Below are 17,486 nucleotides of genomic sequence, written 5' to 3' on the forward strand. Positions count from 1 at the left end.
GAAGTATAACAAAAAAGAGTATTTTGCATAAAAATTGAGGAAAAAGTATATCAAAAACTCAAAGAGAAGCATATTATCATTTTGCAATAATGGATTCACTAAATGATAACGAAATAAACAAAATCCATAAGGACATAAACAAACTCAGAGAGCAAAATATAACTCATTTCAACATGGAAAAGCTAGCTATTATGTTTAAAAATTTCGCAACACATGAAACACTGAATGATATTTCAAAAACAATGAACGTATCAGCTAAAGTTCTCAAGCAAAATTTAAAACTAGCTATGTGAGATTACACAGCAGAAGACTCATACAAATTTTGCAGTAATTGTAAAAATAGACTAACAACAATTTTTAAAGTTTCACATCGTGAATGAGTTCAGCTCAAAATGCAAAATGTTCAAAATCCAGTTCAACAAATTCATGAAAACACAATTTCAAAATGAGATGATATTGTTCGCTTCTGAAGGTTTTGAAGTAAACAACACAGAATCGTTAAGAGAAAATTATCTAAAGGTATTTTACTTTCAGATAATGAAAAGAAATTTGAACCACTAATATCAGTAACGACATTCTTGGATTACTATAAAGAACAATTGAAGGATAAAAATGCTTTTATACCTACGCCACAAGCTTTTTTATTACTTTATGGATTAAGAATATTTAAAGATGTTGATTTCTCTATTTTTATTTTGAAATCAAAAGAGGTATTTCAAAATCTAATTGAGATAAACTACGTGGCAAGGAAAAAGCCTAAAGGAGTGCAATCTAAGAAAATTAACTTTGGTATTTCTATTCATCTCGCACCATTAACAATTAGAAACAGAGAAGAATTTGGACATTATGAAATGGACACAGTAATTCTTAATTTAAGAGCTAAATATTGCATTCTTACCTTGCTAGAAAGAAAGACAAGAATGTTATTTGGGATATTAACTCGGCGAGATGCAGATTCAATAAAAGAATCACTTCTTAAATTGATTAATCATCACAATTTAACCATTTTATCTCTAACCATAGACAATGGTTCGGAAAATGTGAAGTTAAATGAAATAAGAGAAATTCCTGTTATTTACAAGTGCGATACATATTCATCATGACAAAAAGGAAGCATAGAAAATGCTCATAAAAAATCAGAAACTTTCTACCAAAAGGCAAGTTTCCGAGATATGTTAATTTTGAATATATTTTACAAATGTTCAACGCAATAAATGATCAATATCGTGATTTTATTGATGATAAAACAGGCAGAATAATTAGGTTAAAAACTTCTAAATATTTCAACAGTTTCATCTAAATAACAAAGAATTTTAAGCTCAGGCTGTATTTTTCTTCACACTTTTGGAACATTTTTGTAAAATTTATACAGCAATATTGAGGAACTACTCAATTTACCACATAGGCGGACTTTCAACTTTTTAATTAATATCCGCAAAATAACTGTGAATTTTTTTCTATAATTTTTTTCATATAATATGATTACTAAAAAATATATTTAGTAAAATTTAACTATTAAATTAAAGGAGAAATATGAGAACAGTAAAATTCGGAAATAAAGATTATGAACTTGCTGGAACACAACCAATTATTGGAAATGAAGTAGTTTTAGTTGGTGCTAAAGAAGGAAAATTTACTCAAACTAAACCTGAACGTAAAAATAAATATATGGTACTTGGAACATTTCCTTCAGCTGATACAGCAGTTTGCGATATGCAAATTTTAAAAATGGCAGAGTTATCACATAAATACAAAAATGTTGATTTCGTTACTTTTTCAATGGATTTACCAACAGCTTTAAGTAACTATAGTGAAGATCATGAAGTTGGTAAGGTTCAATTATATTCTGATTACTTAGATCATGAAGTCGCTCGTGGACTTGGTGTTCTAATTGAAGAACTACAATTATGTGCTAGATCATTATTTATCTTAGATGATTTAAATAAAGTTCAATATGTACAAATTAACGAAAAGACAGGTGAGCAAGTTGACTTTAAATCGATGCAAGCCAGATTAGATGAATTATTAGGAGAAAATAATGGATAAAAAATATGAAAAATTAGCTAATCGTTTAGCAAAATACATGTCAATTGAAGCTATTTCACGTTTTGAAGAACCTGTGGCTCAAGAATTATTAGCTAATGTCAAAGCTTCTCAATTTGAAGTTTCAAGAGATAATTTTGGATCAATTATTTTTCATAAAAAATCAAAGAAAAATGATGTTCCATCTGTTATGCTAGCTGCACATATGGATGAAGTTGGATATATGGTAAAATCAATTGCTGATAATGGAAACATTTTATTAACAACAATTGGAGGAGTTTGACCAAGTGTTGTTATAGGTACTAAAGCAACTGTAGTATCTAATACAACTGGTAAAAGATTTGAGGGTGTATTCGGACATACTTCAATTCACATTATGGACAGGGACAAAATGTCTGTAGCTTTAAAAGAAGCGGATTTATTTGTTGATTTAGGTTTTGCTTCTAAAAAAGAAGTGCAAGAAGCTGGAATCGAAATCGGAGATAAAGTATTTCTATCAGGAGAAACAATTCAATTTGCTAATAACATTATTGGTGGAAAAGCAATGGATAATAGAGCAGGTGTAACAGCACTTGAATTTATTGCTAATAACATTGCTGATTTAGATTTAGATTGTGATGTTTATTTAGTTGGAACTGTTCAAGAAGAAGTTGGAACTCGTGGAGCTAAAACTTCAGTTTCAATTATTAATCCTGATGTAGCTTTTGCTGTAGATACAGGTGCAGCCCACGATACAACTGGATGTAAACCAGGAACACCAGTACTTGGTAAAGGTGTATCTTTATTAGTTAAAGATGGCGGAACATTACCTGATCCAAAATTATTAGCTATATTAATGGAAATCTCTAAGAAAAATGATATCCCAGCATATAAATATGTAGCTGAAGGTGGCGGAACTGATGCTGCTGAATTACAATATGCTCAAGGTGGAGCTTCAGTTATGACAATTTCTATTCCTCAAAGATACTTACATTCACCAATAGGTGCTTGCTCATTAATTGATATACAAGCAACAATTGACTTAATGACTGAGTTTTTAAAATCATTTTCAAAAAAAGTTTATGATGAAAAAATAGCATATAAATAATACTTAGTTAAGTTGGTATCATCCAACTTTTCTTTTTACATTTTTTGAAATAATAAAATAATTAAATTAAAATATAAATATAAAGTTGACTTTTATGGAGCAAACTATGAGTAAAAAAACAAAATTAATATTGTTATTAAATATTGGTATAGTAATTCCTGCTACAGGAATTGTGGCAACTAGTTGTCATAAACCTCAAAGTACTATAACATCTGAGACGATTATTCAACAGGATATAAATGCTATAGAGAGAATGAAACTAACAGAAACTAAAAACAACCTGTTAAAATTACAGCAATCACAAATGAGAGATAATATCATCAAAATAATTGATGATAAAATTTTAGCTATACCTTATAACATTAAATATAATGATGTTGATTGGAATTTAATAAAAATAAATGCTCTATATAATAGTTACAAAAGTTTATACTCAAAACTAGCGGATAAAAAAATATTTAATACTTCAGATCATAATAATCAAAAAATACATATAGAACAATTACTAGCTACAAGGTCAACTAATTTAGAAGAGATGGAATCTATATTAAATAGCATAACACACTATATAGATTCATATATTAATTCAATTGATAAATATAATAATTTATTAAAAAAATTTGAAGAATTAAAAGAAAAATATTTATCAAAAGTAATGGATTCAGTAATTAAAACAATACTTTTAAATGAAATAGAACATCAAATTACCAATATTAAAAATGGTTCTACTGAGCTGATGAGTATAGAAAGTGCATATAAAAAAATATATGGTAATCTTATAAATATACTCGATTTAAAATTAGATGTTTTACTTTCTAAAAATGATGATTTTAAAATTGAAGAAATATCCAAAAATAAAACCTTAGAAATTATTAATGATAGCGAAATAAAATTCGATCAATTGGAAGAGAAACTTGTATATATAAAACAACTTTGGCAAAATAATGAAAATATAATTACTCAATATCATCTTAAGCAAAATAACATTCTTAATATTGAAAGCAAATTCAGAAATAGCTTAAGTAAATATGAAAACTACATAAAATATGATCAAACTGAAATCTCAAATGAAATTAACGAATTAAAAGAACAAATAGAGTTTCTAAAGAAAAAAAGCAATTTAACTCTAGATGATATAGCAAAAATAGATACAGAAGCAATAGATAATTCATATATACACAGAATACAATTATTACAAGAAATTTCTCTAGATAAATTTAATTCTTTTAGAATTAATAATTTATTTAAAAACACACCTATATTAAATAAGATTATTTCATCCATATCCGATATTATGTATAGCATAATATCAAACGGTAATATTAACGAATATAAGAAAGAAATAGAATATCAACAAGGATTAATTTTAAGATTACAGAACTTAAAAACTGTTCGTACAAATTATAATGAATGAATATATGTAGAGCAAACTAATAATCTTATAGATAAATTATTTAAAATTACTAACTTGCATACTAATGAAATTAATAAATTAATAGATGAAATTAACTCAAGAAACTTCATTTTTGAACAATACAAAAATAGCTATCTTGATGCATCAAAAAATTATTCAGATATAAAATTTGGTGCTAATTTAGCTTTTAAATCCAAATTTGTAACAGATATTTTAAAATTTGCAAAAAATGAATATGATAAAATCAACACTAATGCCTATTTTAATAATACATACAGTAATCTTGCAAAAATAAATGATATATTACATTCATACAATGAACTTAATTTAAATACTAATTTTAACAAGTATTCTGATAATTTGCAAAATAAAATCAAATCAATTCTAGATTCTAAATACGAAACAACGGCAGATTTTACCAATGTTATTGATGAAGTTAATGATGTACTAAGTAATTACGGAAAGTATGACAGTATTTTAAGAAAATATAATGACCTATTAAATAAAGCTAAAGAGCAATATCCTTCTAATTTATTAAATAATTTAATTACACTGTTACAATCACAAATAGATAGCACAAATAGATATATAAATTATGATGAAATTCTTTCTTCTTACGAACAACTTAATAATATAGTTGAATCATATGTTAATTTCGGTTTAAAAAATACTATATCTAGTTATAAGATTGAAAAATCAAAACAAAATCTTGACTTTATACTCAATAAAAACATTACTTCGATTCAAGAACTTAAAACAGCTATATCACAACTAAAATCTACTATAGATATAAATGCAAAATATGAAGATTTATTAACTAAATATAATGATGTTTGATTAGAAACAAATAATTCATATCAATCTGATTTATTAAAAAGTTTGCAAACAATAATAAGAAATAAAATTTTACAAATAAGAAACCACGAGAATCATAATGATTATCTTGAAGTGCTACAAGTAATTAATCAACAATTAAATAAATATCAAGAATTAAATTTAAATAATTTTTATAGTGACTCAAATAATTCTTTACAACTAAGATATAAAATAACTGCTCTAATAAATAAATCCACCAATGATTTATCAGCATTTAGCCAAATTTTAAATAATATTAGACTCCACATTAACAATAATAGAAAGTTTGAGTTAGATTACAATAAAACATTAGAAAAACTTAAAAAAGAAAGCAATTATATAAAAGCACAAATACTAAAATATAATGGTTCTATTTCAAATCAAAATCAAGATTTGTTAAATATAAAATTAATAAACGACAAGTTAATAGATAACAAAGCTAATAATGAGTTATTTGACAACGATGAATTAGATAAAATCATTTCAAGTATTGATTTAAATAATATACATAACAAATATGTAGATATTGAATTACAGAAATTGTTATTTAATACCGTTGATTTAAAAATAAATGACTTATTTTCAGACTTAAAAAACGAAAAATATAGACTAGAAGAATATAATGATGATAAAACAAAGGCAAATACATTAATTGAAAAATGACATGAACTCAAAAACTCTTATTTAAATAATCCTAGTCAAACAGCTTTAGATAAATTAACAAGTTTTAATATTCAATTAGATAGTGATATATCGAATATAAAAAATTCTGTATTTATCAAGTATGCTAATTTAAATTTAGAAGTTAAATTACATGAAGATAAACATAATTATGATATTAAACCTTCATCTGCGTCTATTACTGATGATAATTTCTGAATTTATTTAGATGAAAATGTATCTGATAAAAGTATTCAATACAAAAGAGAAAATTATCATATTGACAAGGATGATCCTAATACTTTAATAATTAATTACAGAACTGTTGCTGATAATAAAACTCTAAATATAGCTAAAAGAATTAAATTTGATGATGCATATAGTGGTATTGAAAAATTAATTAGTGATTTTGAACCTAAAACCTTAGATGATATTTATAATATTAATTACTATAACTTAGCATTCTTAAGTACTGATGATTTAAATATAAACGATAAAATACTTCCGATATTTAGTAATAAGAATATAGATGTAAATAGATACTTTGATTTACAAATACAAATTAATTCTATTAAATTAAATAATAATAAATTGCAAGCTACTATTAAGTTATTGCACAACAACTATGAAATTAAAGAATTTCTTTTAGAAAGTAATCAAACAGTAACGTTGCAAAATCCATATCAATACTTAATTCAAGTTGAACCAACTGAAAGATATCAAAAAACTGAATTTTATAAAAAACCATTTTATAAAGCTAGCGGAATTACTCCTGTAAGTTTTTGATTGGAAGAAATTTTAAGCATTGCATCTGAATTTAATTATGCAATTCCATATACTATTAATAATGATGTTCCTATTGAATTTTTCATCATGATAAATACTGTAGGTAGAATACAAAATTTAAACTCTATACCTGCATCGCTTAGAGAATGATTTAGAAATAATCAATATAGTGATGAAATGAAAATAAAAATTCATGAACAATTTATTCGGCGTAATTTTAAAATAAAAACACAAGAGACATTACAATGATCATTATCTACTTATAAGCAAAATGAGCAATATGCTTCATTTGAAAATGATAAAAACCTTATTAAATATAATTTAACTGTTAATATAAATAGTAAAACATTAAAAGGATCATTTAATTTTTCAACCGGAGATTATCAATCAGAAAATATAAATGATTATTTAAATGCTACATATATGCTATCTCTACCACAAAGTTCAAACAATAAAGTCTTGCAGAAAGCAATATTTGAAAAAACAACTTCGAAAAATCCACAAATAACACACTCAAATATAGTTGCTTGACAAGTAGCTTCGAAATTAAATGATATTTATAATTGGCCAACATTTGGTAGATATCAATTGCAAGTAGACGAATCACAACCAAATATTGTTGATAAAATAAATGGTACAGCTCAAATTAGATTTGTAATATTAGATACAAAAACTAATACTCTAGTAACTAAGTATGATCCAATGACTAAGCAAGATATTGTGCTTAAAAGTCAAAGCTTCAAACTAGAATGATTTAAAAAGTTCGATCAATTTGATGTAGAGAAAAAAGGTGAAATCTGAACCGATAATGATTTCATAACAAGTGATGCTAAGTTAAGTAAATATCAAAGAGACATTGCTCTAGCAAGAATGATTAATTCAACAAATATAACATATCGAAATGGTTATCGAACACCTAATAATAGAATGATTGATGTAGCTACATTACTAGAGGAGCAATCATTTGATAAAATGCCTTATATGTTTAAGTTTATTAATTCAGATAAAGAATTGAAAAACTCGCAAAATGAATCTGGACCAAATAATGATAGCAATATTATTCAAGATAGTGCTGATAAGATAAATAATGTAGATATTGAATATATAAAGAGAAATTATTATATTTATTTCATTGATGTATCTGGAGAACACAATTCCAAAACTAAACTAGGACATTTAAGATTTAAACTCGGATTTATTAATAAAAAGGATAATGATATTCGTTTTACAAGTGATAAATATATTAATCTATATAACTTACAAAATGATTATTATGAAGAATATTATCCTAATATGATGTTAAATATGATATCTCGTGATGAGCTAAATCTTGATTTATTAGATGTATCAAATATAACTGTGGAACAATTTATTTCACAAGATATGAATGTTATTAATTCATGATTACAAAATCATGGTGGAATTTTAAAATATAACCTTAACTATAATAATCGCTATGAAATAGAAAAAGAATTAATAAGTATTGAAAAAGTATGAAGAGTTCCAAATGAAACAAATTCAGTATTTATAACTCTTAAATATCAAAATAGTAATCGTGTAATAAATGGAACAACTTGATATCAAATTAAAGGATTTAAGCAAAATCATATTTATCAAGCTAGTGATAGTACAATTATTAATTCTCTAGGCAGAGATAGGGATATCTGACATGCTAGACCAGAAAATTTAAAAACAATATTTAAATCAAATGGAGATATTTTAAGACATCGTAATGTTGATTTAAATATTAATGATAACTTATGAGATATAACACCACAGCAAGCTAAATGAACATTACCTAAGCAATATTACACTGATATAATGGATAATGTAAATAATCGAGATAAATGACTTAATTTACATTTATTTTCAAATATTGTTTTTTGAGATGATGCAAAAGAACATCGAATCTTTAGTCTTAATGCTGGGTTAAATTTTGATATTAATTATGATGAGCTAAAACAAAAAGGCACATTATTTATTGATACAACAACTAGTGCTATTACAGATAAAAATAATATCACTCACCAAATACCAGTTCGTTTAGAAATAAAATACACTAATGAAGGCATTGAATTTATTTACAAATCTCTAGATCCCCAATATAGTATAGTGGCTGATAATTTAAGATACGATTTCTTTTCAGATAAAGTTCCAAGAGATAAAGAAAACACACTAAATCAAAATGGACAGCTATATATTGATAGAAATGGTTCTCTAGTATCAATGAGATATACTAATAATATAGTTAATGAGAAATTTAGCTCCAATCCAACTAATATAATTTCTTATAAAAACTTAGATTATAATGAAAAGAATTCACCTTATTATCTTTATTCAGAAGATAGAAAAGATAATGTATTTAAATATAATCCAAATCAAAATGTTGAATATAAATTACATAATGGATACAAATTCCCTATAGAAATCGCTAAAAAGCAATATTATGCAGATCCTTTAGTGGCTGAATCTAATGATAGATTGCTTGGAATGTTTATTTGGCCTAAAGCTGTCTTTGATTCAATTTATGTACTAGGAAAAGTTAATAATGACCCTAAAGATGGAAGGTTTTATGCTGTAACTAATGAACATGTGGTTAAAAATGACAGAATTAGATGACAACCACAAAAAGCTTTTGAAGATGAAGAATATTTAACTACAGTTACATTAATGAAAAAACCTGATTTATTTACCACAGAAATAGATGGCGGAAGTACACACCAAGCTGTGGGATTAAACGGTCAAAGAGGAAAAGTAAATATTGTATGAACAGGATATAGTCAAATTGGTTATAAACGCAATGTAAAAAGAAATGATAAAACATTAATAAAAGATAAATTCGTTGATATAACAGTGTTAGAAATTGACATTATTCCTTTTATCCAACAAGCTAAATTAGATGGTAAATTTGCTTTAGCAAATTACTTTGAAAAATGATTTACATTCAAAAACAAAAATTTAACCGATTATATCGCTACATGATCAGGTGCTACTGCATATAATGATGTATCTGTAACATGAAGTTCATTTGGAAACTTCCAACACTCAAGTCATATTGTTAATAGATTATCTACAATACATGGTGCATATGCAAATGGAGACGCAGAAAACGGTATAAGATGATTTATTCATGATTATAAATTCATGCCTATTTATGACGAAGGTGGTTCATCTGGTAGTGGATTAGTTGATACTCACGGAAATTATATTTCAACATTTAACTCATCAACCTCTAACCACATTGGAGTATCATGATCAAATACTAATGATAGTTTCAATTATTTTGGATTAAATTATAATAATGAACATCCACTTGATTTAATTAATAGTAAATCATTAGTTAGAAATATTTTGAAATTAAATGCTTATAACCCAAAACAACATTTAGTACCTTGATGAGTTAAGAAACCTAATAATTAGTAAAGTGAAGCATAAAAAAAGTGCTTCGCTTTTTTATGCGAGCACTATAGTATTAGAGTTTTTCTAATGTGAATAATAAATATGTAGTTAATTGATCATCTAATTTAGATAATTGATTTTGTAAGTCATTAAGTTCTTTAGCATTTGTATCAAGAACTTTTGTAATTTTCTCTTGATATGTAGCTATATCTTCATATTTTGTAATTGGTAATTCGAAATCTTGACTAGCTTTATTAATTCATTCAGTAATTGTTAAAACTTGCGTAATTTGATAATCTAATGCTTTAATTAAGCTATTGTGAGCAGATGTAGTTTGTTGTTTACTATTATTTAATCCTTCGATATTTTGATTAATTTTAGCTTTTTCCTCTTCACTTGTAGCTTTGCTTAAAAGATCTTGTTGGTTTTTAAGTTCATTATCAATTTGTTGAATTGTATTATTAAATTGTTCTGTATCTTTTGCTTTATCGTTTTCAAGCTGTGCTATTTTAGCTTCTTTTGCTTGTTGATCAAAGTTTTGTGCAGGAGCACTTTTTAGGAATTCAATAACATTATTTAACATTTCGACTAATTTTGCTTGTGTAATAAATTGTTTATCATCTTTTGTAATTATATATTTTGCCATTTCTTGTTTATAGTATTCAGTTTCGCTTAAAGCAGTTTCTTTAGCATCTTGTGATAATGAATCAAGATATATACTATATTTTGGTACCAAGAAGTTTTTAACCAATTGATCATATCCGCTTGGTAAAGTAACTTCATTTATTTTTGCATTATCATTTCATTGTTTAATTTGATTTTCCAGATTTACAGCTTGATCTCTAACTGAAATTATTTTATTCATAACTTCATTATCAATTCCAATATAAAGTTCAACATTTAATGATTTAATTTGCTCTTGATTAATTAACATGATATTTTGGAATCCAAAAATTAATAAATCTCAATAATTCATTATGTATCTTCCTTCAGCTAACCCTTGGAAAATTGAAGGAAGTTGTATAACACCTTTTCCAATCATTTTTTGGTCAATAGGTTGTGGAGTTCTTAAAGCATAAAGACCATATCCAGTTGCTGAAGTGAAATTATTTATAGCATCTACATCAGATACAATACGATTTAATGGAGTTAAAATTTGCATTTCGCCAAAAATTGAAGCTGGCATTGATACTTTTATAACATTGTTAACTTGTGAAGCATCAAATAATTTTGCCATTGAGTTTTCATTTGTATTATTAGATGTGCTAAATGAATTAGTTTCTTTATTTCTTGTGTATAAAGTTCCTTGTAATAATGGAGTATCTACTCTAGTACCCGTAGCAAATGATGAAAAAGCAATATTATCAAATGGTCTTGCATTAGCAAAATCAACTGAAATGCAATCTCCATTGCAACATAAAGAATTCCTAGGGATTAAAATAATCTCTAGATTTTTTTATATAAAAACTAGGTTTAAATAACCGAGACACTCTAATATTTCTTGTTCTTAAAGAACTTGTTTTTCTTGTAATTTGATTCACGTTGTCTTTTAGTTTTTATGAAGAATTTTTCATCATCTGGTATTGGTGTTCATTGTTCTTTATAATAATTTCAATTATAGAATAATTCATCTGCACTCATTCAATCAAATATTTCTCTTGGCATAGAATTAATTTTGTCTTGAGTTTCTTTAATTTCATCGTCAGATACTAAATTAAAATTTTTACCTTTCTTGTAAAATCTTCTAACAATATCATTAAAGTTTTCTATACTTCCTTTTTTGAAATGAAGCATAAGGATTAGCTTTGTAGACATAAATTTTAAGTCTATATGCAAGATAAAAAGAGTTCTAAATTCAAATCCATTATCAGCTGTTACACTTTTTAACATTTTAATCGATATTTCCTTATCAAGTTTCATAAAGCTTCTGCTATTTTCCACTGGATTTTTACCTTGGAATTTTGTTATTATTCCATATCTTGTTAATCTCTCTTGAAATATTAATAAGTCATAATTATCAGCACCAGATTTACCAACTATTAAATCTACTTCTCAATGTCCAAATGTATTTCTTTGATTAATCTCTCTGGTCTGGAATCAAAACGGTCTTACTCATCTAGCACCAACTAGTGTATCAACAACAGTTTTTAATTCTTTGCCACCTGGTTTATAATACATTCTTAATCTTTCTTTTTTCTTAATAACTCATTGATTAGAATTTATTCAATTAAATACAGTTCTCAATGATGGAATTTTGATGTCATAATTCATTTTCACAAATGTATATGTTGGCTTGACACCAAAAGTTTTCTTATCGTATTTAGAAACAAAAATACTTGAGAATTCCTGATATTGATTGATTTGATTTAATAGCTTAAAATGATTTTTTCATTCATTTCTAATATCTGATTTATTTTGAGCTGAAAATGCATTATATCCCCAAAAATCAGAGTTATTTGTAATTTCTCTATACAATGAACTTTTATTAATTTTAAGAATTTTAGATATCTCTATAACTGAGAAATTTTGACTTAATAATAGCTCGATTTGAACTCGTAATTTGAATGTGATTCTTGTATAATTTATTCGAAATCCTTCCCGAGGGTTTTCAGTGGAGCACAAAAAACAGTACTCCACTTTTATTATACTTTAATAAAAGTGTTGCACTGCAGATTGCAATTCAGCTGGTCTTGCATTAGCAAAATCATTTACTTTATTAATAGTTGTCACATTATAACCATGATTATCCATATAAACTTTAAATGTTTCAATTGCATTATTTGCTTCTGGTTTATCTTTTAATGTTTCTTTTATACTTTCAAGAGTATTTGTTAGATTTTCATCCTTAGCATTGTTTTTATATTGTAACTGATAGTAAACAGGACTTTTATTAAAAATAGATTGAACTTGAGTTTCAGGATATCTTGATTTTATGACTGCATTTTGTAATTTTTCATAGAATGGATTATAAATATTAGTATTAATATAACCACTAATATCATTAGTAAGAGTATTTAAGTCATCTGTAGTAAATTTTGTAATTTCTTGAACTGAATAATTATTGAATTTCTTATTAGTATCAATTATATATTGTGTACTTCTGACTACATTTTCATAAGCTAATTTTTTAATATCTTTATTAACATCTTTTTTATCTTGGAAATGAATTAACATATCATTAATTCCATATACCTTGATAAACTGTTGAAGAGTCTTAGTATAAACGTTTGATAATCCATAAAATACTGCAACATTTTGTCTGAAATCGGTATCAAATTTGTTAAAGTATTCTTCATATTTATCATTTTTATCAACTTTTAATTCATTTAAAATTTGAAGATATGTTTGAAGATAAAAATTAGATAAATTACTTAATGCTTGTTCGGTTTTTGACAATCTTTGGATATACATAAATGGTTCAGTCATATCCATTTCCAATGCTGGTTGGAATATATCTTGATAAGTTTTGGTCAATTCTTTTTCAACATCACCTTTGCTCTTTTTACCATTATAGTATGAGAAGAAAAGATTTTCAAATGTTGGATTATTTAAGCTTTGTTCTTCATATACTTTATCAACATATGGTTTTAATAATGCATCAGCTTTTGTTTGATCAGCTAGAGTAATCATAAAGTTAATACTTTGATTAGTATATTTTTCAGATAAATTCTTATATGTTTGAATCGAATTTTTTAAGTTAGCTTGATTTTGCTTAGTTGTATTAAGTTTACAATCACAGCAAGAGCTAGCTACCATAGGTAGTGTTAAAGCACTTAATGGTGCTATAGTTATTGCTAAATTTCTAAATATTTTTTTCATAATATCAATTTTACTATTTAAATTCATAACAAAAGAAAATAATCTAAATAGATTTCTGGATATTATTTCACTTTGATCTACTACGAAATAATTTACTAAATACATTTTTGGAATTAAAATTCATACTAAAAGACCATATTTTTACATATAAAAACACAAATTAAAATGTTGTTATTTATGGTATTATTTAAATAATATTTAAATATTAGGAGGAAATGTGGCTACATTACTTGTTGTCTTGCTAATGGTTTTAGGGTTTCTAATTATCATTGTTTCGTTTTTAATGTCACCTGATTCAAATGGTTTTTCAGGAGCTCTAGTTGGTTCGGGAGACTTAGATTTATTTAAACATTCAAAGGAAAGGGGAATCAAAAAGGTTCTTAAATATTCAATGATTGTACTAGGTACATTAATCATTGTAGTTTCAATTATTGTTAGAATCTTGTACTAGTATGAAAAAAAATTCAATTTATGAGTATATAAAATCAAGTAAATCAAAATCATTTCTTGATATAGCAAAACATTTTAAAATTCTCCCTAAAGATAATAAATCACTAACTAAGGTTCTCTCAGAACTGCAAAGTGAATATTTAATATTTAAAAATAATCGCGATGAATATTATGCCCCAGTTTTAGAAGAAACTATTGAAGGAACATTAAATGTTGCTCAAAAAGGGAACTTCGGATTTGTTGAGTATGATATTGATGAAATAAATAACACTAAGAAAAGTGTTTATGTTAAATCATTCAACTTTAATGGAGCAATTAATGGCGACACCGTAAAGGTAAATGTTTACAAATCAGAACAACAAGGTGTTGATGATTTAACACATGGTGTAGTTGTTCAAACTTTAAACAGAAACAATGAAGATGTTATCGGATTTATAAAAGTTAAAAATGAAACTAAATATTTTGTTCCTGTTGATAATCGTTTCAAGACATCAAAATGAAGATTAGTTTCATCTACAGTTCCGACTAAATTAAATGATTTAGTTTCATGTAAGATTATTGCTTATGAACACAATTGTATTGATATTCAAGTAAGCAAAGTTATTACAAATGAAGCTGACCCAATGGTTTTTGTAAAATCATATTTAGAACAAATCAAAGCCCCATTATCATTTCCTGAAAATATGGAATCAGAAGTTACTAATATTCCATCAACCATAGTTGCTGAAGATTGAAGTAACCGAAAAGATTTCAGAAATGACATGATTGTAACCATTGATGGTGATGATACTAAAGACTTTGATGATGCAATTACAGTTAGAAAACTTCCTAATGGTAATTACTTCTTAGGAGTTTATATAGCTGACGTTTCTTATTATGTAAGAGAAGAAACTAAAATCAATGAAGAAGCATTAAAAAGAGGAACAAGTATTTATTTAGTTGATAGAGTTATTCCGATGCTGCCTGTTGAACTTTCAAACGGTATTTGTTCATTAAATCCTAATGAAGATAGATTTGTTCTAGCTTGCGAAATGGAAATTGATTCAAACGGAAATAATGTTAATGTCGAAATTTCACAAGGAATTATCGAAAGCAAATTTAGATTAACTTATAAAAACGTTGATAAGTTTTATAAAACCGGGCTTATAAATGAAAATGATAACCCTGAAGAAGTAAAAAGATTGAAAGAAATGTTAACTGAAGCTAGAGAACTTAGCTTAATACTTCATAAATATAAAATAAATGAAGGTTATGTTGATTTTGAAATCCAAGAACCTAAAATTAAATTAGATGAAGAAGGAAGAGTTAAAGCAATTGAAATCAATCAACGCGGATTTAGTGAGGTTTTAATTGAAGACTTTATGGTTAGAGCTAATGAAACTGTAGCTAAATATCTGTATGATCAAAAATTACCTGTGCTTTATCGTGTGCACGAATTACCTGATGAAGATAAATTGACATCATTAAAAAATTCGTTATCTGCAATCAGTATTAATGCATCAGAATTAAATCCTAATACTATAACCCCAAAAATATTTGCTGACTTTGTTAACAAAGTTAAACAAGAACGTGATGACGACTTTGTTAAATTAATGTTCTTACGTTCAATGCAAAAAGCAATTTATTCTGATAATAATATTGGCCACTTCGGATTAGCTTCTAAATATTATTGTCATTTTACAAGTCCGATAAGAAGATATCCTGATTTAGTAATACATCGTACTATAAGAAACTTCTTAATTAATAAAGAATACGATAAATTAGATCATTTTAGAGAAATGCTTCCAATATTTGGTGATTTAAATACAAAAAGTGAGCAAAAAGCTGTACAAATTGAACGTAATGTTAATGATTTAAAATTTGCTGAGTTTTTAAAAAATCAAGTTGGAAAAACTTTCAGGGTTCAAATTTTAAGTATTTTAAATTTTGGATTCTTTGTTGAATTTGATTTTAAAGCCAGTGGATTAGTTCACAAGTCTACTTTAATAGATGGCGAATATGAAGCAAATGAAGTGCTAACAAAATTAATATCAGCAAATAGAAGTTTTACTCTAGGAGATTATGTAGATGTAGTTGTAGCAGGTGTAGATTTAGTTGAAGGAAAAGTTGACTGTATACATGCTGATTTATATCAAGACTATATAAATAAAAAACAAAAAGAAGAAGCTGAGAGACACAATGCAAAGTTCAAGAAACAAAGAAAGTAATTTAGTTAAGAATTCTTTAGGTTTCGATTCAAATTTATATGTTTACCAAGATAAAAGTATGTTTAATTACTCAGTTGACACAATACTTCTTGGTAATTTTATTTACCTAAATAAGAAAATAACTAATGCATTAGAAATAGGAGCAAATAATGGTGCATTATCTATTTTTGTAGCCTCTAGAAATCCAAAATTACATATTGACGCAGTTGAAATTCAAACAAAAGCCGCACAACTTGCTGAAAGAAATATTGCATTAAATAATATGCAAAATCAAATCTCTATTATTAATCAAGACTTTAATGATTACTGAAAATATATGTCTAAAACAGCACAAAAGAAATATCAAATTATTTTTTGCAATCCTCCATTTTATCCATATGATAAAAGTAAAGTTAAGAAAAACATTTCACAAGAAAAACTAATTGCAACTCATGAGATTCATTTAAATTTAGAACAACTAATTAAAGGCTGCAGTAAAATTATTGAACAAAAAGGATTTTTAACATTAGTGCTACCTGTAGAACGTTTAGTAGATACATTTGAATACTTAAGAAAATATAAATTCGAACCAAAAAGAATTCAATTTATTCTTCCACGTGTAAATGATAAGCCAAAATTTGCATTAATTGAGGCAAGATATCAATCTGGCTGAGGTGTTCATTTCTTACCTAATTTATATTTACATGATAGCAATGATAAGGATAATCATTCATATTTACCAGAAATCAAAGAACTATATAAACCTATCAAAGTATAAGGAGAAAAT

The 17,486-nt window shown here is 25.9% G+C and carries 10 protein-coding genes; 7 read left to right on the forward strand and 3 right to left on the reverse strand.

Annotated elements, in window-relative coordinates; genetic code table 4:
* Window positions 1–89: 89 nt before the first annotated feature.
* From SAM46_RS01135 to SAM46_RS01150, 4 genes are all read left to right on the forward strand, one after another.
* Window positions 90–1,214: an IS30 family transposase gene (locus tag SAM46_RS01135; protein WP_318635614.1), complete on the forward strand. Its 1,125-nt coding sequence runs from the start codon at window positions 90–92 to the stop codon at window positions 1,212–1,214.
* Between the two features lie 319 nt (window positions 1,215–1,533).
* Complete coding sequence (locus tag SAM46_RS01140) at window positions 1,534–2,046, forward strand: redoxin domain-containing protein (RefSeq protein ID WP_078747317.1); 513 nt, start codon at window positions 1,534–1,536, stop codon at window positions 2,044–2,046.
* Window positions 2,039–3,130, forward strand: coding sequence for a M42 family metallopeptidase (locus SAM46_RS01145; protein WP_078747315.1), 1,092 nt, complete (start codon window positions 2,039–2,041; stop codon window positions 3,128–3,130). Before SAM46_RS01140 ends, SAM46_RS01145 begins: the two co-directional genes overlap by 8 nt.
* A 106-nt stretch (window positions 3,131–3,236) precedes the next feature.
* Window positions 3,237–10,265, forward strand: a complete 7,029-nt coding sequence (locus SAM46_RS01150; protein ID WP_078747313.1) for an MGA_1079 family surface serine endopeptidase — start codon at window positions 3,237–3,239, stop codon at window positions 10,263–10,265.
* Between the two features lie 52 nt (window positions 10,266–10,317).
* On the opposite strand, the gene SAM46_RS01155 is transcribed toward SAM46_RS01150, so the two are convergent.
* From SAM46_RS01155 to SAM46_RS01165, 3 genes are all read right to left on the reverse strand, one after another.
* On the reverse strand, window positions 10,318–11,481 hold the full coding sequence (locus SAM46_RS01155) for a hypothetical protein (RefSeq protein WP_078747312.1): 1,164 nt from the start codon (window positions 11,479–11,481) through the stop codon (window positions 10,318–10,320).
* A 254-nt stretch (window positions 11,482–11,735) separates the two neighbouring features.
* A complete protein-coding gene (locus SAM46_RS01160; protein WP_318635615.1) occupies window positions 11,736–12,719 on the reverse strand; it encodes an IS30 family transposase in 984 nt (327 codons plus the stop codon).
* Between the two features lie 174 nt (window positions 12,720–12,893).
* Window positions 12,894–14,063, reverse strand: coding sequence for a hypothetical protein (locus SAM46_RS01165; RefSeq protein ID WP_143826133.1), 1,170 nt, complete (start codon window positions 14,061–14,063; stop codon window positions 12,894–12,896).
* Window positions 14,064–14,280: 217 nt separating this feature from the next.
* Here SAM46_RS01165 and secG point away from each other — a divergent pair, with 217 nt between their 5' ends.
* The 3 genes from secG to SAM46_RS01180 are packed head-to-tail and all read left to right on the forward strand — an operon-like array spanning window position 14,281 to window position 17,477.
* A complete protein-coding gene (gene secG / locus SAM46_RS01170; RefSeq protein ID WP_078747202.1) occupies window positions 14,281–14,514 on the forward strand; it encodes a preprotein translocase subunit SecG in 234 nt (77 codons plus the stop codon).
* A 1-nt stretch (window position 14,515) separates the two neighbouring features.
* Window positions 14,516–16,720 (forward strand): ribonuclease R, encoded by a 2,205-nt coding sequence (rnr, locus tag SAM46_RS01175; RefSeq protein WP_078747203.1) that lies wholly within the window; start codon window positions 14,516–14,518, stop codon window positions 16,718–16,720.
* The gene (locus SAM46_RS01180; protein WP_078747204.1) at window positions 16,692–17,477 is read left to right on the forward strand and encodes a tRNA1(Val) (adenine(37)-N6)-methyltransferase; all 786 of its coding nucleotides are present in this window, start codon (window positions 16,692–16,694) and stop codon (window positions 17,475–17,477) included. The genes rnr and SAM46_RS01180 overlap by 29 nt, the downstream gene beginning before the upstream one ends.
* Window positions 17,478–17,486: the final 9 nt, after the last annotated feature.

Origin of the sequence: Mycoplasmopsis verecunda, assembly GCF_033546915.1 — a bacterium.
GTDB classification, from domain to species: domain Bacteria; phylum Bacillota_I; class Bacilli_A; order Mycoplasmatales; family Metamycoplasmataceae; genus Mycoplasmopsis; species Mycoplasmopsis verecunda.